The sequence below is a fragment of the Amycolatopsis sp. NPDC051371 genome, from assembly GCF_040682155.1.
In the GTDB taxonomy this organism is placed as follows: domain Bacteria; phylum Actinomycetota; class Actinomycetes; order Mycobacteriales; family Pseudonocardiaceae; genus Amycolatopsis.
Window position 1 is genome coordinate 126,184 of the sequence record NZ_JBFBAG010000009.1, and the last position, 20,643, is coordinate 146,826.

The following is a 20,643-nucleotide window of genomic DNA, read 5'->3' on the forward strand; positions in this document are numbered from 1 at the left end:
GCGTGGTCCACTAGGCGGATGGTGAAGGTCGACGGGGTCCGCAGTGTCGAGGCGTTGCGCGAAAAGGTCCACGAGGGTGCGGAGCCCGAATACCTGCTGTTCTACGGGCACACGCCCACGAAGTCCGGGCGGGTGACGTCGAGCTGCCTGAGCCAGTGGTGGGTCGACCCGTTCGAGGCCGACGGCGTCGTCTACCCGACCGCCGAGCACTACATGATGGCCGGCAAGGCCGAGCTGTTCGGTGACCACGAGAAGGCTTCGCTGATCCGGGAGACGCCCGACGCGAAGACGGCGAAGGTGCTCGGCCGCGAGGTCGCCGGGTACGACGCCGCCGTCTGGGAGCGGCACCGGTTCGACATCGTCGTCGACGGCAACCTGGCCAAGTTCCGCGCCCACCGCGACCTGCGCCGGTTCCTGCTCGGGACCGGCGAGGCGGTGCTCGTCGAGGCATCGAAGAAGGACCTCGTGTGGGGCACCGGCCTCGCGCGCGAGGAGAAGAACGCGACCAAGCCGGACTACTGGCGCGGGCTGAACCTGCTCGGGTTCGCCCTGATGGAGGTTCGCGAGCAGCTGCGGGCCCGCGTCTGAGTCACGGCTTGGGGGTCGGCGCGCCCGGGCACGACTTCGACGTCGTCCGACCCGTGTCGAAGAAAGTGACGGCGGCGTCGGCGCAGGGCAGTGAGGACAGTGAGCCGTGGGCATCGTCCTCGACGGTCATGAGCGTGCCGCCGACCTTCTGCTGCATGCTGATCGCCCAGCCGATGGGCGTGACCGGCTCGTAGGCGTGGCCGACGAGTTGCAACGGGCTCTGGCCATTCGTGAACGACCACGGCCGAGCGTCCAGCGGCCAGCCGACGCAGAGCTGTTCGTAGAGGCCGTAGCCGCCGGCGACCGGCAGGCGTTTCATCCGGTCGAGGCGGTGCTGCCAGACGGTGTCGAAGTCGCGGGGGCTCGGCGACTCGTTGCAGAGCAGGGCCGTCTGCTGGAAGTGGTTGAACGCTTGCGGTTCACCGTCCCAGCCGAAGCCCTGGGTTTTCGCGGTCTTCGGCGCGGGCGTCCCTCCGTCGCGAAGGGCCACGAGTTGCTCGGCGAGGCCGGCCCACTCGCGGCGCGGGTTGGCGAGCATGCCGTTCACGGTCGCGCCGAACTTCGCCCGCAGGTCGAGAAGGGCTTTCGCGACCACGGGCTCAGTGGTCCCGAAGTGGTAGACGTCGTCGTAGCGGGCGATCCAGGCCGCGAACTCGTGGAAGGTGTTCTCACCGGCGGTCGCCTGGTCGTCGTCCATTTCGGTGACGTTCAGGTCCGGCGACATGACGGAGTCGAGCAGCATCTTGTCGACATGGTCGTCGAAGAGCGACCGGTACTGCGCGCCGAGCGCGGTGCCCCAGGAGACGCCGTAGTAGCCGATCTTGTCCTCGCCGAGGGCCTGCCGGATCCGGTCCAGGTCGCGGGCGATGGTCGGCGTGGTCAGGTTCCGGACGAAGTCTGGGTGTGCGGCGACGCACTGGCGGTTCGCGGCGGCAGCGCGTTCCACGGCTTCGCGGGTCTTCTCCTTGTCCGGAACGCCGGGGTCGGGCTCCGGGAAGTCGACCGCGCACGGCAGGTCAGCGCTGTAGCCGACGCCCCGCGGGTCGAACCCGATGAGGTCGTGGTGGACGCCGATGCCACCGGCGTGGCTGTCGGCGATGCTGCGCGGCATGGTCATGCCGGACTGTCCGGGGCCACCGGGGTTCAGCAGGACAGCGCCGGTTTTCGCGCCCGTCGCCTTGATCCGGCTGACGGCGATGTCGATTTTCGGACCACCCGGGTCGGCGTAGTCGAGCGGGACCCGGACGAGCGCGCACTGGCTGCGCTGGTCGCCGGCGTCCCAGCCGTTCGCGACGGCGGAGCAGAGCTGCCAGGAGACGCCCTCCGCGGCAGCGACCGCGGGCACAGCTGGGACGAGCGCCGCGGCGGCGAGCAGCGGGACGGCGAACCGGGTGATCGACATGGGCCCAGGCTGCCGGGAGAGCGTACGCGGGAGATCGGCCGATCAGCCGATGATCACCGCCGAACGGCCGGGACCCGGTCGCTCCCGGACCACGCAGCGGGCCCCGGCGGCTGTCATCGAGTCTCGGCCACAGCCGGGCCGAGTCCGGGCGGGGCCGCTGCGGGGTCGCCGAGCCGTGGTCAGCTTCCGACCATCGCCGACTTGGCCCGACAGGTTGGCGAGCCGGATCAGCGGAGCCCTTGCCGTTTCCGGCCGTCACTGGACCGAGCCCCGCCGATCACCGGCCAGGCCGAGTGAGCCGCTGTCGGTTTCCGACCACCGCCACGCCGAGTCCGGGGCAACCGAGCCGCTGTCGGTTACCGACCACCGCCATGCCGTGTCCCGGGCGACCGTGCGGTGGTTGGCTTCCGACCAACCACCGCACGGAATCCAGCCGACCGAGCTTTCGCCGACTTCCGGCAATCTCCGTGCCGAGTCTGGACGACCGAGCCGCAAGCTGCCGCCGACCTCCGACGGCCGCTGTGCCCGGCTCGAGTAGCCGAGCCGTGGTCAGTTTTCGACTGTCGTCGATTCCCCTGCGCCGAGGCCGACGAACATTGTCTGGTGCAGGCCGCGCACGTGCTTCCTCGTCACCCGGGCCGCCGCGTCCGGGTCCCCCGCCGCCAACGCCTTCACCAGCCGCGCGTGGTCGCGGTTCGACTCGCGCAGCTTCGCCATCGGGTACGGCAGGTAGAACCGGTACAGCTCGGCCAGGACCGTCTCGTACTGCGCCACCGCCGCGGCCGGAGCCGGGGCGGCCACTGACCGGTGGAACTCCGCGTCGAGCTCGTGGAACTCGGCCCAGCCCGTCGCCGTGTCCATGCGGGCGACCAACGTCCGCAAGCGTGGTAGGTCCGGCGATCGCTTCGCCACCAATTGGACCAAGCCCGCCTCCAAGATCAGGCGGTGGTCGATCAGGTCGCGGACCTCGGCCGCCGATTCGCGGTAGGCGCCGACCTCGCGGACTCGCTCCGCCGGCGGATCCGCGGCCACGAGCGTTCCGCCGCCTCGGCCGCGCCGACGTTCGATCAGGCCGTCGCCGACCAAGGACTCCAGGGCCCTCCGCACGGTGATCTCCGCGACGCCGAGTGCTCGCGCGATGTCGGCGTTCGCCGGTAGGCGCTCCCCCGGCTTCAGCAGCCCTAGCTCCACGGCGAGCGCGATGCGGGCGCGAACGGTGTCCAGGGCGGACAGCCGCCGGATGCCCGTCAATGCCGGGGCGCTCAGGTCTGCCGTCGCCATGAATCGACCGTACCGCACAAACTGCTCATCTTGAGCACTCTTGTTTAAGTGTTCAAGATGGACTATTTTTCGTCCATGCCGCGACCACTGCCGATCGCCCTGGTGCAAGCGCCGCCCCGGCCCGTCGGAGACGCCGGGTTCGCGGGCGAGGTCGAAGCCGTCCTCGGCCGGTTTCCGGACACGCGCCTGGCCGCCTTCCCCGAACTGCACCTCTGCGGCGTCGACGGCGAGGGCGACGAACGCACCGAGCAACTCCGTGCCGCCGCCCAGCCCCTGCACGGACCCAGGACCAAGGAACTCGCGGAACTGGCCGGCGACCTGGGGATCTGGCTCGCGCCCGGCACTGTTTGCGAAGAAGGCGACCACGGCGAGCTGTTCAACACCGCCCTGGTCTTTTCCCCGCAAGGCGAGCTGGCGGGCTGGTACCGCAAGGTCTTCCCCTGGCGGCCGCACGAGCCCTACGACCCCGGCGACCGGTTCGTCGTCGCCGATCTGGCCGACGCCGGTCGCGTCGGGTTCTCCATCTGCTACGACGCCTGGTTCCCCGAAGTGACCCGGCACCTCGCCTGGATGGGTGCCGAACTCGTGCTCAACCCCGTCCAGACCACGACCCCCGATCGCGCCCAGGAGCTCGTGCTGGCTCGGGCGAACGCCATCGTCAACCAGGTCTTCGTCGCCAGCGTGAACACGGCCGGGCCGTTCGGGATGGGCGACAGCTTGCTCGTCGGGCCCGAAGGCGACGTGCTCGGCGCGCTGCCCGGACCTGACGCCGGCGTCCTCGCCCACACGATCGACCTCGACGAGGTGGCGCGCGTTCGCCGCGTGGGCACCGCGGGCACCAACCGCATGTGGGCGCAGTTCACCCCCACGGACGCGCCCCTCGACCTGCCGCTCTACCAGGGTCGCATCGACCCGGACCGCTGGCGTCCACGAGAAGGAGACGACCGATGACCTCCACGGCCGCGGCCCCGGCCGCCCTGCAACGCCGGCTCGGCCTGCCCGGCGTCGTCCTGTTCGGGCTCGCCTACATGGCTCCGCTGATCGTGCTCGGCACCTTCGGCATCGTCGCGACGACGACCGACGGCACCGTGCCCTCGGCGTACCTGCTCGCCCTGGTCGCCATGCTGTTCACCGCGGCCAGCTACGGGAAGATGGCCGCGACCCACCCCGTCGCCGGCTCGGCCTACACCTACGTCCGGAAAGCGGTCGACGCGCGCGCCGGGTTCCTCGTCGGCTGGGCGGTGCTGCTCGACTACTTCTTCCTGCCGATGGTGATCTGGCTGATCGGCGGTGCCTACCTGTCGGCCGAGTTCCCGTCAGTGCCCAATTGGCTCTGGTTGATCACTTTTATCGCGTTGACGACGATCCTCAACGTGCTCGGCATCAAGATTGCTGAGAAGGCGAACTTCGTCCTCATGGCGTTCCAGCTGCTGGTGATCGGGTTCTTCGTCGTTCTTTCGATCAAGCAGGTGCTGCACGTCGGCGACTCGCTGGCCAGCGCGCAGCCCTTCTTCCACCCGGGCAGCACGCTGGGAACCATCTCCGGCGGCGCCGCGCTCGCGACGTACTCCTTCCTCGGCTTCGACGCCGTCACGACGTTGACCGAGGAGACGACCGAGCCGCGCCGGACGATCCCGCGCGCCATCCTGCTGACCGCGCTGATCGGCGGCGGCATCTTCATCGTGCTCGCCTACTTCACCCAGCTCGCGCACCCGGGCAGCGCGTTCACCGACGAGTCGTCCGCCGCGTTCGAAATCGCGACGACGATCGGCGGCAACCTCTTCGCGTCGTTCTTCCTCGCCGGTCTGGTCGTCGCGCAGTTCGCGTCGGGGATCGCCGCGCAGGCGAGCGCGTCGCGGCTGATGTTCGCCATGGGCCGCGACGGCGTCCTGCCGCGGATTTTCGGCAAGCTCCAGCCGAAGTTCGCGACGCCCGTGTTCGGGATCGTCCTGACCGGGCTCGTCGGGCTGGTCGCGCTGACGCTGGACGTCAGCACGTCGACGTCGTTCATCAACTTCGGGGCGTTCACGGCGTTCATGTTCGTCAACATCAGCGTCCTGGCGACGTGGCTGCGCGACCGGTCCGAAAAACGCGTGCTGACCTGGGTGATCTTCCCGGTGATCGGCGCCGTGGTCGATTTGTGGCTGCTGGTCAACCTGGACGGCATCGCGCTGGTGTTCGGGCTGGTCTGGCTGGCGATCGGCGTCGTCGTCCTGGCGGCGATCACCCGCGGCTTCCGGCGGCCGCCGCCGGAGATGGCGTTCGAGGAGTAGGTCAGCCGCCCGGACACTCGTTGCCGCCGCCGCTGTGCTCGACGCAGTGGCGCGGCCCCGGCGGCTCGGGCGGGGCGTGGCGGACGTGGTCGGCCCAGTTCATCCCGGCGACCGCGACGGCCAGGACCAGGCAGATCCCGAAGAACCAGGTCCAGCCCCGCCGGCGCGTGGTCGCCGCGACGACCACGCCCACCAGCGGCAGCCCGGCACCGAGCCAGGCCGCCCAGGTCAGGGAGGCGTCGCCCTCGTGCGTGCTCGTGCCGAACACCGGCATGCTCTGCAGGAGACCCTGCAGCACGAGCAGCGGCACGACGAGCAGCAGGCCCACGGCGCAGAGCGCCAGCACGAGCGAGGACCACACGGTCCGGACTTCCCCCACGCGGCCATTATGTCCGGGCGGAAGACCACAAGACCTGAGTAGATCTACTGCTCGAGCGTCTTCTGCAGCGCCTTGTTCGCCTTCCGCGCCATGTCGGCGACGGCTTCACGGCGAGCCGCGTCGGCCGCGTAGTCCTCTTCGCGGTTGCGGACCACGCGGGCCGGCGCGCCGACCGCGATCGAGTAGTCCGGGATGTCACCGCGGACGACCGCGTGCGCGCCCAGCACCGAGCCGCGGCCGATGCGGGTGCCCTTCAGCACGCTGACCTTCGTGCCGAGCCACGTGTCCGGCCCGATGCGCACCGGCGACTTCACGATGCCCTGGTCCTTGATCGGCACGTGGATGTCGGCGATGACGTGGTCGAAGTCGCAGATGTACACCCAGTCGGCGACCAGCGTGGCCGCGCCGAGCTCGATGTCGAGGTAGCAGTTGATGACGTTTTGGCGACCGAACACGGACTTGTCGCCGATCCGCAACGAACCCTCGTGGCAGCGGATCGCGTTGCCGTCGCCGATATGGACCCAGCGGCCGATCTCCAGCCGCCCGTAACCCGGCCGGCAGTGGATCTCGACGTCCTTCCCGAGGAAGAGCATGCCGCGCAGGATGATGTGCGGGTTGGCGATCCGGAACTTGAGCAGCCGGTAGTACCGGACCAGGTACCAGGGTGTGTACGCGCGGTTGCGCAGCACCCAGCGCAGCGAGTCGGCGGTCAGGAACTTGGCCTGCCGCGGGTCGCGCCGGGCGCGCCGCCAAGCCCGCACCCGCGACAGCGCGGGCGCACCCCACATCGACGTCATGCCGGTGACCGTAACCTGTGTGCGGGACGGGTTCACGGGCAAGGGGAGCTGGATGGGCACGAAGCTGATCATCGACACCGACCCGGGCGTCGACGACGCGCTGGCGATCGCGCTGGCGGCGCTGTCCCCGGACGTCGAGTTGCTGGGCGTGACGTCGGTGTTCGGCAACGTGCCGCTGGACCGCACGACCTCGAACGCGCGCCGGTTGCTGGAGCTGTTCGGCCGCACCGACGTGCCGGTGGCCGCCGGGGCCGCGCGGCCCCTGGTCTATTCGAAGCCACGCGACGCCAAGGAGGTCCACGGCGGCGACGGCCTGTCGGGTCACTCCTACACGCTGCCCGAGGCGAGCCGTCCCCTCGAAGAGCGCGACGCCGTCCGCCTGATGCTCGACCTGCTCGAGGCCGCCGACGAGCCGGTGACCATCGCGCCGATCGGGCCGCTGACCAACATCGCCGCGCTGCTGGCGGCCCACCCGGGCGCGGCGGCGAAGATCGCGCGGCTCGTGATCATGGGTGGCGGGGTGACGTTCGGCAACAGCACCACCGCCGCCGAGTTCAACATCTGGAGCGACCCCGAATCGGCTCGCCGCGTGCTGGTCGAGGAGGACGTCCCGGTCGTGCTCGTGCCGCTCGACCTCACGCACCGCTGCGCCGTCGACGCCGACTGGCTGGCGAAGCTCGCGGCGTCGGGGCCGGTCGGCGCCATCCTCGAAGGCCTCACCTCCACCTACCGGCAGCACTACACGCGCGTGTTCGGCGAAGACCGGATGGTCATGCACGACGCCGTCGCGGTCGCGGAGGCGATCTCGCCGGGGATCCTGCACAGCGAGACCTACCGCGTCGACGTCGACTGCGGGCTGGGCCCGGCGCGCGGGCAGACGCTCGTCGACCGGCGAAGGCTCGGCGAGGACGATCCGCAGTTCAGTCCCGGCCGCCCGATCGAGGTCGCGATGGACACCGACCTCGACGGCCTGCGCGGTTTCGTCCTCGACCGGCTGACCGGAGCCGCGCGGTGAGCGACGAGCCCGAGGTCGTGCCGATCGAAGAGCCCGAGGTCGCGCCGGAGGAGAAGGCCGAGCCCCGCCGCCGGAAGGCCGCCGTCGTGGTGGCCGCGGTGGTCGTGGTCGCCGCCGCGCTCGTGGTCGGCGTCCAGTTCGCGCCGAAGCAGCAGGAGACGACGAACGCCGCCGCGACGGTCACGCAGTCGACGTCCAAGCCACCGGTGACGACTGCCCCGCAGACGTCGGCGCCGCCCAAGGTGCCCGAAGCGAGTGAGTTCGACGCCTGGGCGTCCAAGACCAGCCAGTGGCTCGACGTCCCGCTGCGCGCGATGGTCGGCTACGCGAAGGCGACGACGAAACTCGGCAAGGACGTCCCGGGCTGCCACCTGTCGTGGGTGACGCTGGCCGCGGTCGGGAAGGTGACCACGGACCACGGCCGTGCGCACGGCGGGCAGTTCGGCCCCACCGGCGTGCTGGACAAGCCGCTCGGCACGATCGACGTGCGCGACTTCTACAACAAGGTCGTTTCGACGGCGAACGCCGCCGGGCCGATGCAGGTCGCTCCGGCGATCTGGGCGAAGTACCAGGCGAGCTACGCGGGCGGGAAGCCCGATGTCCAGAACATCGACGACGCCGCGCTGACCACCGGCCGCGCGCTGTGCGACGGCGGCACCGACCTGTCCCAGGGCCAGCCGTGGTGGGACTCGGTCGCGAAGCTGCAGTCGGCGCCGCTGTTCCTGCACCGGACGCTGGCCACGGTCAACGTCTATGGCACGGTCGGCCAGGGCTCGGCGGCGCCGAACCCGGCGGTGCTGAGCGCGGTGAACTTCGCCATCGACAAGATCGGCCTCCCCTACATCTGGGGCGGCAACGGCACCGGCGGCAACGACCCGGGCTTCGACTGCTCCGGCCTGACGACGGCGGCGTACGGGAGTGCCGGCGTCAAGCTGATGCGCACGGCCGACACGCAGTTCCGGAGCGTCCAGCACGTGACCGATCCGCAGCTGGGCGACCTGATCTTCTACGGCGAGCCGGCGACGAAGATCCACCACGTCGGGCTCTACATCGGCAACCAGCAGATGATCGACGCGCCGCAGACCGGCCAGGCCGTGCAGGTGCACTCCTACCGCAAGGACGGCGACGACTACGCCGGAGCCGGCCGCCCGACCGCCTGACCGAAATTCTTTCGGCGCCGATGTCGAGAACGCGCGATCGGCTGCGTCCCCGGGCCGGACGCGGCCAAAATGGGCCGCACCCGTACCGAGGAGAACCACGATGGCCAAGTACCTGCTGCTCAAGCACTACCGCGGCGCCCCGGCTTCCGGCAACGACGTGCCCATGGACCAGTGGACGCCGGAGGAGATCTCGGCGCACGTGAAGTACATGGAGGACTTCGGGACACGGCTCGAGGAGACCGGCGAGTTCGTCGAGCACCGGGCGCTCGCCTCCGGGGGAACCTGGGTCCGGTTCGACGGCGAGGGGCGCCCGCCGGTCACCGACGGCCCGTTCGCCGAGACCAAGGACCTGATCGCCGGCTGGACGATCATCGACGTCGACAGCTACGAGCGCGCCCTCGAGCTGGCCGCGGAACTGTCGGCCGCTCCGGGAGCGGGCGGGAAGCCGGTCGCGGAATGGCTCGAGCTGCGTCCCTTCTACGGCTCGACTCCCACTATCACGGAGTGACACACGTCACACTTCGGCCGTGTCGAGACGACGCCCGCGGCTCCGTCCCCGGCGCGAAGACACCGCCGATCCGATGAGGAGACCGCCATGCACCAGAGCGCCATCGACGAAGTCCTGAACCGCCCGCTCAGCCAGGAGCTCCTGGCGCGTGATCTGACCAGGCTGGCCTACACCGCCCTCGACGGCACACCCCGCTCGATCCCGATCGGGTTCACCTGGAACGGCTCGCAGCTCGTCCTGTGCACGTCGACGAACGCGCCGAAGCTGCCGGCGCTGCGCCGGAACCCGGCGGTCGCCCTGACGATCGACACCGAGGTGCACCCGCCGAAGATCCTGCTGATCCGCGGCACGGTCGAGCTGGACGTCGTCGACGGCATCCCGGACGAGTACCTGCAGTTCAACGGCACCTACGAGATGACGCCCGAGCAGCGCGTGGAGTGGGAGGCGGGCGTGCGGTCGCTCTACGACGGCATGGTCCGGATCGTGGTCACGCCGACCTGGGTGAAGCTGATCGACTTCGAGACCACCCTGCCCAGTGCCGTCGAAGAGCTCATGCAACGGCAGAAGGAACGTCAGCAGGCTTGAGAAGGAGATCTTCATGGGTGACAGTCGTGTGCTGGCGCGGCTCGAGCACGTCGGCATCGTCGTCGACGACCTCGCGGCCGCCAAGGCGTTCTTCACCGAGCTCGGGCTCGAGTCGGAGGGCGAGATGACGGTCGAGGGCCGCGTCGTGGACCTCATCACCGGGCTCGAGGGTGTCCGCTCGGACATCGCGATGATGCGAACCCCGGACGGCCACGGATGCCTCGAACTGATCCGGTACCGGACGCCCGTGGGTCCGGCGGGCGACCCGGCCGCGCCGGCGAACACGCCCGGCCTCCGGCACATCCTGTTCGAGGTGGCGGACATCGACGACGTCCTCGGCCGGCTGAAGCCGCACGGCGCCGAGCTCGTCGGGGAGGTGGCGCAGTACGAGGACAGCTACCGGCTCTGTTACCTGCGCGGCCCCGCGGGGATCATCGTCGAGCTGGCCGAAAAGATCGGGTGAAAGTGGACGAGGTCCTGCTCCGGAGCCTGACGCCGAACGTCCTCGGGATCATCGTCCGACGTGGTGCCGATTTCGCGTCGGCGGAGGACGCCGTGCAGGAAGCGCTGGTCGAGGCCTTGCGCGTGTGGCCGGCCGAACCGCCGCGCGACCCGAAGGGCTGGCTGGTCACGGTCGCCTGGCGCAAGTTCCTCGACGCGACGAGGTCGGACACCTCCCGCCGGCGGCGTGAGGACCTCGTCGACGTCGAGCCGGCGCCCGGGCCGGCGGCCACCGCGGACGACACGCTCCAGCTCTACTTTCTGTGCGCGCACCCGTCGCTGACGCCGCCGTCGGCGGTCGCGCTCACCTTGCGGGCCGTCGGCGGCTTGACCACCCGGCAGATCGCGCAGGCGTACCTGGTCCCCGAAGCGACCATGGCGCAGCGCATCAGCCGGGCCAAGCGCACGGTCGGGCAGGTGCGGTTCGACCAGCCCGGTGACGTCGCGACCGTGCTGCGCGTCCTCTACCTGGTCTTCAACGAGGGCTACTCCGGCGATGTCGACCTGGCCGCCGAGGCCATCCGGCTCACCCGGCAGCTCGCGGCCGCGATCGACCACCCCGAGGTCGCCGGGCTACTGGCGCTCATGCTGCTCCACCACGCCCGGCGCGCCGGGCGGATCGCGGCCGACGGCAGCCTGGTGCCGCTCGCCGAGCAGGACCGCGGCCGGTGGGACACCTCGGCGATCGCCGAGGGCGTCGGGATCCTGCAGACGGCGCTCGCCCGCGACCGGCTGGGCGAGTTCCAGGCCCAGGCCGCCATCGCGGCCCTGCACGCCGACGCGCCGGCCGCCGAGGAGACCGACTGGGTGCAGATCGTCGAGTGGTACGACGAGCTCGCGCGCCTGACCGACAGCCCGGTCGTCCGGCTCAACCGCGCGGTGGCGGTGGGCGAGGCCGACGGACCGCGTGCCGGGCTGGTGGCCCTCGCGGAAGTGGACGACGCGCTGCCCCGGCACGCGGCGGTGGCGGCGTACCTCCACGAGCGCGACGGCGACCTGGAGACGGCCGCGCGGCTGTACGCCGAAGCGGCCGAAAAGGCGCCCAATCTCGCGGAGCGCACTCACCTGACTCGCCAGGCCGCCCGGCTCAACACCCGCCGGCGTGGGTGAGGGATGCCAGCGTGGTGGGGAGTCGCGGTCGGCTCGACCGCCGCCAGCATGGGTGAGGAGACGCCCCGCATGATGACGAGCCGCGGTCGACTCGACCGCCGCCAGCGTGGTTGGGGAGACAGCCGCGTGGTGCAGAGTCGCGGTCGGTTCGACCGCCGCCAGCGTGAATGAGGGAAACGCCCGCGTCGTGAAGAGTCGCGCTCGGCTCGACCGCCGCCAGCGCGAGTGAGGACGCCCCGCATGGCGAAGAATCGCGGTCGGTTCGACCGCCGCCAGCGTGGGTGAGGAGACGCCCCGCATGGTGAAGAGCCGCGGTCGGCTCGACCGCCGCCGCCAGCGTGAGCGAGAGAGATGCCCGCGTCGTGAAGAGTCGCGCTCGACGACGCCGGCGTCGTCCGCTCTGAGTCGCGTCGCCGAAAGTTCGCCGCCGGCCACCTCCTCAGCCGAGGTGGTCGTTCGCCCCGCTGACCCACCCGATGTAGCGCTCGGCCGACCGGCGGACCGCGCCCTTGGCGTCGCCCAGGACCTTGCCGCCCAGGAGACCGTAGAGGCGGTCGAACTCGTACGGCTCGAGCCGGTCCACGATCCGTCGCACCAGGCCTGCCGACAGCGGGATCTTGTTGGGGTAGCTGCGCATGAACGTCACCCAGCCCGTGGCCGCGACCGGCACCATCGTGTCGCCGACCAGCAGGACGCCCCCGGTCTCGTTCTCGACGTGGGCCACCGCGGCGCCCGGGAAGTGCCCGCCCGCCTCGACGAGCGTCACGCCGGGCAGGACCCGCTCGGTGCCGGACCACTCCCGGATCACCGCGTCCTCGCGCCGCACCCACTGCCTGTCTGCGGCGTGCACCAGCACCGGGACGCGGCCGAGCCGGTGGCTCCAGCTGACCTGGGAGCCGTACATGTGCGGGTGGCTGGCCACGATCACCGCGGCGCCGCCGAGCTCCTCGATCCTGGTGGCGAGCGCCTCGTCCAGGTGGTTCGGCGGGTCCCACAGCAGGTTGCCCTCGGCGGTCCGGACCAGGTGCGTCCACTGGCCGATGCCGAACGGCGGTTCGCGGTTGAACCGGTGCAGCCCCGGTTCCAGCTCCTCGTGCACGACTTCGTGGCCGCCGGCCGAGAGCTTGTCGAGCGTCGTCCACACCTGACCGGTGGCGGGCACCCACTGGCGGTCGTCGGCGCAGATGGCGCAGGTGCCGGCCGGTGGCCGGTCGGTGTCGGGGTGTTCGACCCCGCAGGTTCCGCAGATCCAGATCGTCATGACGCCAGTCTTGAAGCTCCAGCAAGGTCGAGGTCAACCTTGCTCCGCGAGCCCTGGGACAATTCCGCCATGGACTCGGGGACGACCACGCAGCTGATCACCGTGGGCGCGACGCTCGGCGGCGTCGTGCTCACGCTGCTGACCACGACGCTCGTGGAGGGCCGCAAGCTGAAGGCGACCCGGCACGCCGAGGCGCAGAAGCGCGCGGCCGAGCACGCCAACTGGCTGCGTGACGAACGGGTCAAGGCCTACGCGGGCATGTCGAACGCGGGCGAAGAGGCCTTCCAGCTGATCCGGTCGGAGTTCGCCACGCTGCGACCGGAGAACCGCGGCGAAGTCGAGACCCGGTGGCGCGAACGGCGCAACGAGCTGCGCAAGGCGCACAACCAGGTGGCTCTGTTCGGCACCGAAGAACCACGCCGGCGTGGCAAGGAACTGTGGAAAGCCGCCCGCAACGGAGTGAACGACATCCTCGCCGAGCTGGACGCCGGGGAACCGGCGGTGCGGCGGGCCAGTCTCAACCAGGTCCTGACCGCGATCAGCGAAGCCGGCGACCGGTTTCTCGAGGCTTGCCGCGCCGACGTGCAGGGCACTGTGCCGGAGAGCTGAACCCTCGTCACGCGGGGCCGGCGAGCCCGATCAGGTTGCCCTCGGGGTCGGCGAAGTGGGCGACCACCAGGTCCCGCCCCGGCGCGCGGTCCGGGCCCATCCGGCGCGTTCCGCCGAGACGTTCGGCCGCCGCCAGCGCCGCCGCGACGTCCGGGACGCCCACGTAGAACACCACGTGACTCTCGTGTCCCGCGCCGCCGCCGACGCCGCCCGGGATGCCGTCCGTTTCGACGAAGCCGTAGTTGCCCGCTTCCGACACCTGGTCCGACACGGGCCCCGACGTGTCGAACTCCCAGCCGAACAGCTCGCCGTAGTACCCGCGCAGCCCAGCGGGGTCGGTGCCGATGATCTCGAAGTGCACGACCGGATTGCCCATGGCCGCGACGGTACGCTCCTCTAGTTGTTAAAAACAACCTCAGAGTTGTAGATTGGCACCATGCCGACGAGCCGGAGCTACGGAGACGCCTGCGCCACCGCCCGCGCGCTGGACGTCGTCGGCGAACGCTGGGCGCTGCTCGTCGTGCGCGAGCTGCTGCTCGGGCCGCAGCGGTTCTCCGACGTCCGCCGCGCGCTGCCGGGCGCCAGCTCGAACCTGGTCACCGACCGGCTCCGCGAGCTCGAGGGCCACGGCGTGGTGACCCGCCGGAAGCTGCCGCCCCCGGCGGCGTCGACCGTCTACGAACTGACCGAATGGGGGCGCGAGCTGGAGCCGATCGTGCTGGCGCTGGGCACGTGGGCCGCCCGCGTCCCGCTCCCCCGGCCGGCGACGCTCGGCGCGACGTCGATGCTGCTCTTCCTCCGCGGCTCCGCTCGCCCGCGCACGACGGCCTGCTACCGCGTCGAACTGGACAGCCGCGTGTGGACGGTCCGCACCGAGCCGGGCCGGCTGACGGTCGAGCCCGGCGAGCCCGTCACCCCGGACGCGACGATCCGGACCGACCCGCCGACGTTGAACTCCCTGCTCGAGAAGCCGTCGGACCTGGACGCGGCGATCGGAGACGGCCGGGTGACGGTCGAAGGCGACCGGAAGGCCGTCCGTCGGCTCCTGAGGGAACACGAAGGCTGACTCAGGCGAAGTCCCCGGCATGGTCGTCGGCCCACTCCGCGAAGCTTCGCGCCGGACGGCCGGTGACCGCCAGGACCGTCTCCGTCGTCGCTTGCGGCCGGTCCACCAGGGCGGCCAGCCGCCGGATCCGGGCTTCGATCACCTCCGCCGAACCGACGCGGCCGAGCCCGCGCGCCTCGAACGCCGCGGTGAGCTCACGGCGGTAGTCGCCGAGGTCCTGGGTCTCGAGGCGGACCGGACGTCCGGCCACCCGGCCGAGTACCGAGACCTGGTTCCGCACCGTGAGCGATTCGGGCCCGGTCAGTGCGTACGCCGCACCGAGGTGACCGGAGGACGTCAAGGCACACGCGGCGACGGCGGCGATGTCGGCTTCGTGGACCAACGCCGCGTGGGAGTTCGGGAACGGGTCGCGCACGACGCCGTCGCGGACCGAATCCGCCCACATCAGCCGGTTGGCCGCGAAACCGCCAGGGCGCAGGAACGTCCACGGGATCCCCGCGTCGCGCACGGCCTGCTCGGCTTCGCCGTGGGCGCGGGTGATGGCGTCCTCCGACGCGGGATCCGCGCCCAGGGCGGACAGCAGCACGACCTGCGTCAGGCCGCCCGCCCGGGAGAGGAACCCGGCGAGCCCGGTCGTGCCCGCGTAGAGGAACGCCTTCGTGACGCCGTCCAGGGCCGCGTCCCAGCTCTCGGGCCGCGCCAGGTCGGCGGCGACCACCTCGACCCCGGCGGGCAGCCGGGCCCGGCTCGGGTCACGGCTGGCCGCGCGCACCTCGTGTCCGTCTTCGAGCAGTTGTCCCACCAGCGCGCGGGCGACGTTCCCGCGGGCGCCGGTCACCAGAATCGTCATGTCCGAAGGTTCGTCCCGGGTGGACGGAATGGGGTAGGCACTGGCGGTACCACCCCGGCGCGGGGAGATGATGGAAGCGTGGACAGGGTGGAGCTGAGCGGGTTCCTGCGCAGCCGGCGAGCCCGGCTGCAGCCCGCCGACGTCGGCCTCGTGCCCGGCGGCCGGCGGCAGACGCCGGGGCTGCGGCGCACGGAGGTGGCGCTGCTGGCCGGGATCTCCGTCGACTACTACCTGCGGCTCGAACAGGGCCGCGGACCGCGGCCGTCGGACCAGGTCCTCACCGCGCTCGGCCGCGCGCTGCGCCTGACCGGCGACGAACAGGCGTACCTGCGAGGGCTGGCGCGACCGGCCCTGGTGCCCTCGCCACGGCCGGTACCCGGGAACGTCCTGCGGCTGCTCGACCGCCTCGGCGACGTGCCGGCGATGGTGCTCGACGCGCGCTACGACCTGGTGGCCTGGAACCGGATGCTGGTCGCGCTGATCGGCGACCCGGCCGCGTGGCCGCCCCGGCGCCGCAATCGCTTGCGGCGCCTGTTCGACATCGGCGACACGATCACCGGCAACCGCCTGGACCTGGCCCGGATGTGTGTCGCGGACCTGCGGGCGAGCGGGCGGTACCCGGCGGATCCCGCCGTTCGTTCACTCGTCGACGACCTCCTCGAAGAAAGCCCCGAGTTCGCCCGGTTGTGGGCTGAGCAGGAGGTCGTCGTGCAGCGGACGCTGACCAAGCGGACCGTCCACCCGGTCGCGGGCCCGCTGGAACTCGACTGCGAGATCCTCGCCGTCCCCGGCCACGAGCACCGGCTCCTCGTCTACACGGCGGCGCCGGGCACGCCGTCCGCCGAAGGACTGAAGCGGCTCCTCACCGCGTGAGCGCCGCCTCGCGCACCCGCAGCGACGGCGCGAGGAACAAGATCCCGAACGTCACCACGACCGCCGACGACAACGCCCAGTGCAGGCCGATCCGTGTGGCCAGCGCTCCCACCAGCACCGGCTCGACCAAGAACCCCAGGTACCCGCACGCGGCGACGGCGGCCACCGCGCGACCCGGCGCGTCCGCCTGCTTGCGGCTGGCCACGCTCCACGCGATCGGCACGATCCCGGCCACACCCAGGCCGACCACCGCGAAACCGAACACCACCGCGACCGGCCATGGCGCGACAAGGACCACGGCGAAGCCCAGCACCGCGACCGTGGTCGCCACGCGGACGAACCGCACCGCGCCCGTGCGCGCCACCACCCGGTCGGCGACCAGGCGGACCGCGATCATCGTCCCGGAGAACGCGAAGTAGCCCAGTGACGCGAGCGCGGGCGTCGCGCCGGTGACGTCCGCGAGGTACACCGCGCTCCAGCTGTTGACCGCGCCCTCGGCGACGAACCCGCAGAACGCGATCACGCCCAGCGGCACCAGCGCCCGGCTCGGCCACGCGAACGCCGCGTCACCCTGGCCCCGGTCGGCACCGGTCAAGAAAAGCGCCCGGCCCCACAGCGCCAGCGCGAGCAGCACCGCGCCCGCGATCGGGAAGTGCACCGAAACCGGGACATGGAGGGCCTCCATCAGCGCGTCGACGCCGGAACCGGCGAGTCCGCCGATGTTCCAGAACGCGTGGAAGCCGGCGAAGATCGGGCGCCCGTAGCCCTCCTCGACGCGGGCCGCGTGCGCGTTCATCGCGACGTCGAGCAGGCTGTTGCCCACGCCGAGCACGACGAGCGCCACGACGAACACCGGCGCGGACCACGCGAACGCCACCAGCGGCAGTCCCGCGCACAGCACGACCGCGCCGAGGACCACGGCCGCGCGGCTGCCGATCCGGGTGAGCAGCGCCCCCGCCCCCACCAGCGCGACCACCGACCCGAGGGCGAGGCCGAACAGCCCGATCGCCAACTGGCCGGTAGTCAGCCCGAGCTGATCCTGCACCGCCGGCACTCGCGCCAGCCAGGTCGCGAACGCCGCGCCGCACACGGCGAAGACGACGGAAACTCCCAGGCGCGCGCGTTTCAGTTCGCCGGTCACTTCGGCGATTATCCTGATCTCCGTGGCCGGCTGGGACGACGCCGGCCGGATCGCGCGCGGGCTGCCCGAGGTCACCGAGGACAGCTCCCGCGGGCATCTGGCCTGGCAAATCGGTAAGAAGGGCTTCGCCTGGGAGCGCCCGCTGCGCAAGGGCGACGTCGAGGCGCTCGGCGCGCGGGCGCCCGCCGGGCCGGTGCTCTGCGCCTATGTGCCGGACGTCGGGGTCAAGGACGCGCTGATCGCCGACGACCCGGCCGTCTTCTTCACGACCCCGCACTTCCGCGGCTTCCCCGCGATCCTCGTCGAGCTCGACCGGATCGACCTGCCGACGCTGGAAGAAGTGCTGGTCGAGGCCTGGTTGTGCCGGGCGCCGAAGCGGCTGGCGAAAACGTGGCTGGAAAATCGGCGAACCATGTAGAGACCGCGGGCCGGACTCCGTCCTTTCCCGTGAACGCGCCGCCGGGGCGCGGATAAGGAGCCGATCATGGCGAAGTACATGCTGCTGATGAGCTACAGCGGGGGCACCGCGTGCGACCTGCCGATGGGCGAATGGCCGCCGGAGGACCTCCGCGCGCACATCGACTTCCAGCACGCGCTCGACGCCGAGCTGCGCGACAAGGGCGAGCTCGTCGACGCCCAAGGCCTGGCCGGGCCCGACCTGGCGAAGACGGTGGTCTCCGACGGCCGGACCACTCCTGTGGTCACCGATGGGCCGTACCCGGAGGGCAAGGAGCTGCTGGCCGGCTACTGGGTCGTCGACGTCGACAGTGAGGAGCGCGCGCTGGAGATCGCGGCGCAGGCGTCGGCCGCGCCCGGGCCGGGTGGCGTGCCGATCGGGCAGCCGATCGAGGTCCGCCAGGTGATGAGCGCGCCCGCCTGATGGCCGGCGTTGGGGTCGAGGACCTGCTGCGCGCGCTCGCGCCGCAGGTCCTCGGCGTCGTCGCGCGGCGGTTCCGCGACTTCGGCGCCGCGGAGGACGCCGTGCAGGAGGCGCTGCTCGCGGCCGCGCGGCACTGGCCGTCCGGCGGGCTGCCGGACAACCCGCGCGGGTGGCTGCTGCAGGTCGCCGTCAACCGGCTGACCGACCAGCGCCGCAGCGACCAGGCGCGTCGCCGCCGGGAGGACGCGGCGGCGCTCCAACCCCCGCCGCCGGATGTCCCGGACACCGACGACACCCTCGTCCTGCTGTTCCTGTGCTGCCACCCGGCGCTGACACCGGCGTCGGCGATCGCGCTGACGCTGCGGGCGGTCGGCGGCCTGACCACGGCCGAGATCGCCGGGGCGTTCCTGGTCCCGGAAGCGACCATGGCGCAGCGGATCAGCCGGGCGAAGGCGCGGATCAAGGCGTCGGACGTGCCGTTCCGGCTGCCCGCGGCCGAAGAGCGCGAAGCCCGTCTGCGGTCCGTGCTGCACGTGCTCTACCTCGTGTTCAACGAGGGCTACACGAGCAGCGAAGGCGGCCGCCTGCACCGCACCGAGCTCTCCGGCGAGGCGATCCGGCTGACTCGGCTGCTGCACGGGATGCTGCCGGCCGACGGCGAGGTCACCGGCCTCCTGGCGCTGATGCTGCTCACGGACGCGCGGCGCCCGGCCCGGACCGGGCCGTCCGGCGAGCTGGTGCCGCTGGCCGAGCAGGATCGGGCGAAGTGGAACCGCGGGCAGATCCGGGAGGGCGTCGCACTGGTCACCGAGGCGCTCGCCCTCGGCGACGCGGGCGAGTACCGCCTGCAGGCCGCCATCGCCGCCGCGCACGACATCGCGCCGCGCGTCGAAGACACCGACTGGGATCGGATCCTGCGGACCTACCGGCTGCTGGAGCGGCTGACGGACAACCCGGTGGTGACCCTCAACCGCGCGATCGCGACGGCGATGGTGCACGGGCCCGCCGCCGGGCTCGCGCTGCTCGAGACCCTCGAGCTGGGCGGGCACCGGCCCGACGCCGTCCGCGCGCACCTGCTGGAGCTGGCCGGGGACGTCGCCGGCGCAGTCCGGTACTACGACGCCGCGGCCGCGCGGACCACGAACACCCCGGAACAGCGGTATCTCCTGACGCGCGCCGCGCGGCTGCGGGAGTCGGGCCAGGTCCTCCGGGGCGGCTGAAAAGACTCCCCTGGCCGTCGTGATTCCCACTACGGTGGCCGGGTGAAATCCTTGAGCCACGACCGGCTGGCCGAGGCGCTCGTCGCCGAGGCGGAGCTGTTCGGGATGGCGATCGCGGGCGCGAGCCCGGACGTGCGCGTCCCGACGTGTCCCGAATGGACCCTGCGCGACCTGACCTGCCACGTCGGGCTGGCCTACCACAAGTCCGCCGCGATCATCGCGAGCCGGCCCACCGGATACGTGCCGTTCGACGCGGTCACCGTCGACGACCCGCCCGGCTTCGGCGCTCTCGGCGACTGGCTCGTCGAGGGCGCGGAGCAGCTCGTCGAAGCTGTGGCAGACGTCGGCCCCGAGACGCCGACGTCGACCTGGACCCCCGATCGCCGCGCCGGGTTCTGGACGCGCCGGCTGACCCACGAGACCGTCGTCCACCGCGCGGACGCGGCGCTCGCGACCGGCGCGCCGTACGAGGTCGACGGCGACCTGGCCGCGGACGGGATCTCCGAAGGCCTCGACCTGGTGTCCGTCTTCTCGCGGCTGGAGCACCCGGCGATGGACCGGACGGCGTTGCGGGGCAGCGGCGAGACCCTGCTGTTCCGGTCCACCGAACCGGACGTCGGCTGGCTGGCGCGGCGGACGCCGTCGGGCGTGGAGGTGAGTCTCGACGCTGCCGAAGCCGATGTCGTCGTCGAGGGTCGCGCCGTCGACCTGCTGCTGGCCCTGACCGGGCGCATCGCCGCGGACGACCCGCGGTTGACGATTTCGGGCGACGCCGGACTGTTCCGGCATTGGCGGGACAACACGAAGTTCTGAGGTGCTCAGCTGTGGTGCACCGACTCGACGGTGTAGAGCTGCGGGTCGGCCGTCGCGAGCTTCAGCGCGGCCTGCATGTGCTCCTGGCACGCGGGTCGGTGAGCATCGCGCGGAACGCGTCCGCGCTCTCCCACTGGGCGTAGTTGACGACGCGAGTGCCCTCGGCGCCGGCGTGGATGTTGGCCGCGACGAAGCCCGGCCGGTGCCGCATCACCTCTTCGGTCGCCGCGACCAGCAGGTCGACCAGCTCGCGCTGCCGCGCGGGCTCGACGGTGAAGACGTTGATCAGGGTGGCCACGGTCGCGTTCGCGTCGATGGTCGTGGTCGGCAT

The 20,643-nt window shown here is 71.6% G+C and carries 25 protein-coding genes; 16 read left to right on the forward strand and 9 right to left on the reverse strand.

Features of this window, described 5'->3' with window-relative positions; all coding sequences use genetic code 11:
* Positions 1 to 18: 18 nt before the first annotated feature.
* Positions 19 to 588: an NADAR family protein gene (locus AB0M59_RS14070; RefSeq protein WP_364613889.1), complete on the forward strand. Its 570-nt coding sequence runs from the start codon at positions 19 to 21 to the stop codon at positions 586 to 588.
* A gap of 1 nt (position 589) precedes the next feature.
* On the opposite strand, the gene AB0M59_RS14075 is transcribed toward AB0M59_RS14070, so the two are convergent.
* Both AB0M59_RS14075 and AB0M59_RS14080 read right to left on the reverse strand, forming a co-directional pair.
* Positions 590 to 1,990: an alpha/beta fold hydrolase gene (locus AB0M59_RS14075; RefSeq protein ID WP_364613892.1), complete on the reverse strand. Its 1,401-nt coding sequence runs from the start codon at positions 1,988 to 1,990 to the stop codon at positions 590 to 592.
* A gap of 549 nt (positions 1,991 to 2,539) precedes the next feature.
* Complete coding sequence (locus AB0M59_RS14080; protein ID WP_364613894.1) at positions 2,540 to 3,271, reverse strand: FCD domain-containing protein; 732 nt, start codon at positions 3,269 to 3,271, stop codon at positions 2,540 to 2,542.
* A gap of 75 nt (positions 3,272 to 3,346) precedes the next feature.
* On the opposite strand from AB0M59_RS14080, the gene AB0M59_RS14085 reads away from it, so the two are divergent.
* Positions 3,347 to 4,222, forward strand: a complete 876-nt coding sequence (locus tag AB0M59_RS14085; protein ID WP_364613897.1) for a carbon-nitrogen hydrolase family protein — start codon at positions 3,347 to 3,349, stop codon at positions 4,220 to 4,222.
* Entirely contained in the window at positions 4,219 to 5,544 is a 1,326-nt protein-coding gene (locus AB0M59_RS14090; RefSeq protein WP_364613900.1) for an APC family permease, read from the forward strand. Before AB0M59_RS14085 ends, AB0M59_RS14090 begins: the two co-directional genes overlap by 4 nt.
* Position 5,545: 1 nt before the next feature.
* Here AB0M59_RS14090 and AB0M59_RS14095 read toward each other — a convergent pair whose 3' ends face one another.
* Together AB0M59_RS14095 and AB0M59_RS14100 are read right to left on the reverse strand one after the other, a co-directional pair.
* Positions 5,546 to 5,923: a hypothetical protein gene (locus AB0M59_RS14095; protein ID WP_364613902.1), complete on the reverse strand. Its 378-nt coding sequence runs from the start codon at positions 5,921 to 5,923 to the stop codon at positions 5,546 to 5,548.
* 44 nt (positions 5,924 to 5,967) lie between these two features.
* A complete protein-coding gene (locus tag AB0M59_RS14100) occupies positions 5,968 to 6,720 on the reverse strand; it encodes an acyltransferase (RefSeq protein WP_364368553.1) in 753 nt (250 codons plus the stop codon).
* 52 nt (positions 6,721 to 6,772) lie between these two features.
* Between AB0M59_RS14100 and AB0M59_RS14105 the strand changes: the two genes are divergently transcribed.
* From AB0M59_RS14105 to AB0M59_RS14130, 6 genes are all read left to right on the forward strand, one after another.
* Positions 6,773 to 7,735: a nucleoside hydrolase gene (locus AB0M59_RS14105; RefSeq protein WP_364613905.1), complete on the forward strand. Its 963-nt coding sequence runs from the start codon at positions 6,773 to 6,775 to the stop codon at positions 7,733 to 7,735.
* 23 nt (positions 7,736 to 7,758) lie between these two features.
* Entirely contained in the window at positions 7,759 to 8,895 is a 1,137-nt protein-coding gene (locus AB0M59_RS14110; protein WP_364614214.1) for a C40 family peptidase, read from the forward strand.
* 100 nt (positions 8,896 to 8,995) lie between these two features.
* Positions 8,996 to 9,403 carry a YciI family protein gene (locus tag AB0M59_RS14115; protein ID WP_364613908.1) on the forward strand — a complete coding sequence of 136 codons (408 nt, stop codon included), beginning with the start codon at positions 8,996 to 8,998 and terminating at the stop codon, positions 9,401 to 9,403.
* An 87-nt stretch (positions 9,404 to 9,490) separates the two neighbouring features.
* Positions 9,491 to 9,988 carry a pyridoxamine 5'-phosphate oxidase family protein gene (locus AB0M59_RS14120; protein ID WP_364613911.1) on the forward strand — a complete coding sequence of 166 codons (498 nt, stop codon included), beginning with the start codon at positions 9,491 to 9,493 and terminating at the stop codon, positions 9,986 to 9,988.
* Positions 9,989 to 10,001: 13 nt separating this feature from the next.
* Positions 10,002 to 10,451, forward strand: a complete 450-nt coding sequence (locus AB0M59_RS14125) for a VOC family protein (protein ID WP_364613914.1) — start codon at positions 10,002 to 10,004, stop codon at positions 10,449 to 10,451.
* A 2-nt stretch (positions 10,452 to 10,453) separates the two neighbouring features.
* Positions 10,454 to 11,599, forward strand: coding sequence for a DUF6596 domain-containing protein (locus tag AB0M59_RS14130; RefSeq protein ID WP_364614217.1), 1,146 nt, complete (start codon positions 10,454 to 10,456; stop codon positions 11,597 to 11,599).
* Between the two features lie 439 nt (positions 11,600 to 12,038).
* Here the strand turns inward: AB0M59_RS14130 and AB0M59_RS14135 are convergent, their stop codons facing one another.
* A complete protein-coding gene (locus AB0M59_RS14135; protein ID WP_364613917.1) occupies positions 12,039 to 12,860 on the reverse strand; it encodes a hydrolase in 822 nt (273 codons plus the stop codon).
* A gap of 69 nt (positions 12,861 to 12,929) precedes the next feature.
* On the opposite strand from AB0M59_RS14135, the gene AB0M59_RS14140 reads away from it, so the two are divergent.
* Positions 12,930 to 13,469, forward strand: a complete 540-nt coding sequence (locus tag AB0M59_RS14140) for a hypothetical protein (RefSeq protein WP_364613920.1) — start codon at positions 12,930 to 12,932, stop codon at positions 13,467 to 13,469.
* Positions 13,470 to 13,476: 7 nt separating this feature from the next.
* Here AB0M59_RS14140 and AB0M59_RS14145 read toward each other — a convergent pair whose 3' ends face one another.
* Positions 13,477 to 13,845 carry a VOC family protein gene (locus AB0M59_RS14145; RefSeq protein ID WP_364613923.1) on the reverse strand — a complete coding sequence of 123 codons (369 nt, stop codon included), beginning with the start codon at positions 13,843 to 13,845 and terminating at the stop codon, positions 13,477 to 13,479.
* Between the two features lie 60 nt (positions 13,846 to 13,905).
* On the opposite strand from AB0M59_RS14145, the gene AB0M59_RS14150 reads away from it, so the two are divergent.
* Complete coding sequence (locus AB0M59_RS14150) at positions 13,906 to 14,535, forward strand: winged helix-turn-helix transcriptional regulator (protein ID WP_364613926.1); 630 nt, start codon at positions 13,906 to 13,908, stop codon at positions 14,533 to 14,535.
* A gap of 1 nt (position 14,536) precedes the next feature.
* On the opposite strand, the gene AB0M59_RS14155 is transcribed toward AB0M59_RS14150, so the two are convergent.
* On the reverse strand, positions 14,537 to 15,385 hold the full coding sequence (locus AB0M59_RS14155; RefSeq protein ID WP_364613929.1) for an NAD(P)H-binding protein: 849 nt from the start codon (positions 15,383 to 15,385) through the stop codon (positions 14,537 to 14,539).
* Positions 15,386 to 15,463: 78 nt separating this feature from the next.
* On the opposite strand from AB0M59_RS14155, the gene AB0M59_RS14160 reads away from it, so the two are divergent.
* The gene (locus tag AB0M59_RS14160; protein WP_364613932.1) at positions 15,464 to 16,258 is read left to right on the forward strand and encodes a helix-turn-helix transcriptional regulator; all 795 of its coding nucleotides are present in this window, start codon (positions 15,464 to 15,466) and stop codon (positions 16,256 to 16,258) included.
* Here the strand turns inward: AB0M59_RS14160 and AB0M59_RS14165 are convergent.
* The gene (locus tag AB0M59_RS14165) at positions 16,248 to 17,399 is read right to left on the reverse strand and encodes an MFS transporter (RefSeq protein ID WP_364613935.1); all 1,152 of its coding nucleotides are present in this window, start codon (positions 17,397 to 17,399) and stop codon (positions 16,248 to 16,250) included. The two genes, AB0M59_RS14160 and AB0M59_RS14165, sit on opposite strands and share 11 nt — an antisense overlap.
* A gap of 22 nt (positions 17,400 to 17,421) precedes the next feature.
* On the opposite strand from AB0M59_RS14165, the gene AB0M59_RS14170 reads away from it, so the two are divergent.
* The 4 genes from AB0M59_RS14170 to AB0M59_RS14185 all read left to right on the forward strand — a co-directional run bounded on the left by AB0M59_RS14170 (position 17,422) and on the right by AB0M59_RS14185 (position 20,312).
* Complete coding sequence (locus AB0M59_RS14170) at positions 17,422 to 17,817, forward strand: MmcQ/YjbR family DNA-binding protein (RefSeq protein WP_364613938.1); 396 nt, start codon at positions 17,422 to 17,424, stop codon at positions 17,815 to 17,817.
* Between the two features lie 66 nt (positions 17,818 to 17,883).
* Entirely contained in the window at positions 17,884 to 18,279 is a 396-nt protein-coding gene (locus AB0M59_RS14175; RefSeq protein ID WP_364613941.1) for a YciI family protein, read from the forward strand.
* The gene (locus AB0M59_RS14180; RefSeq protein WP_364613944.1) at positions 18,279 to 19,499 is read left to right on the forward strand and encodes a sigma-70 family RNA polymerase sigma factor; all 1,221 of its coding nucleotides are present in this window, start codon (positions 18,279 to 18,281) and stop codon (positions 19,497 to 19,499) included. The genes AB0M59_RS14175 and AB0M59_RS14180 overlap by 1 nt, the downstream gene beginning before the upstream one ends.
* A 42-nt stretch (positions 19,500 to 19,541) precedes the next feature.
* Complete coding sequence (locus AB0M59_RS14185) at positions 19,542 to 20,312, forward strand: maleylpyruvate isomerase family mycothiol-dependent enzyme (protein WP_364613947.1); 771 nt, start codon at positions 19,542 to 19,544, stop codon at positions 20,310 to 20,312.
* A gap of 61 nt (positions 20,313 to 20,373) precedes the next feature.
* Here AB0M59_RS14185 and AB0M59_RS14190 read toward each other — a convergent pair whose 3' ends face one another.
* Complete coding sequence (locus tag AB0M59_RS14190) at positions 20,374 to 20,643, reverse strand: antibiotic biosynthesis monooxygenase (protein ID WP_364613950.1); 270 nt, start codon at positions 20,641 to 20,643, stop codon at positions 20,374 to 20,376.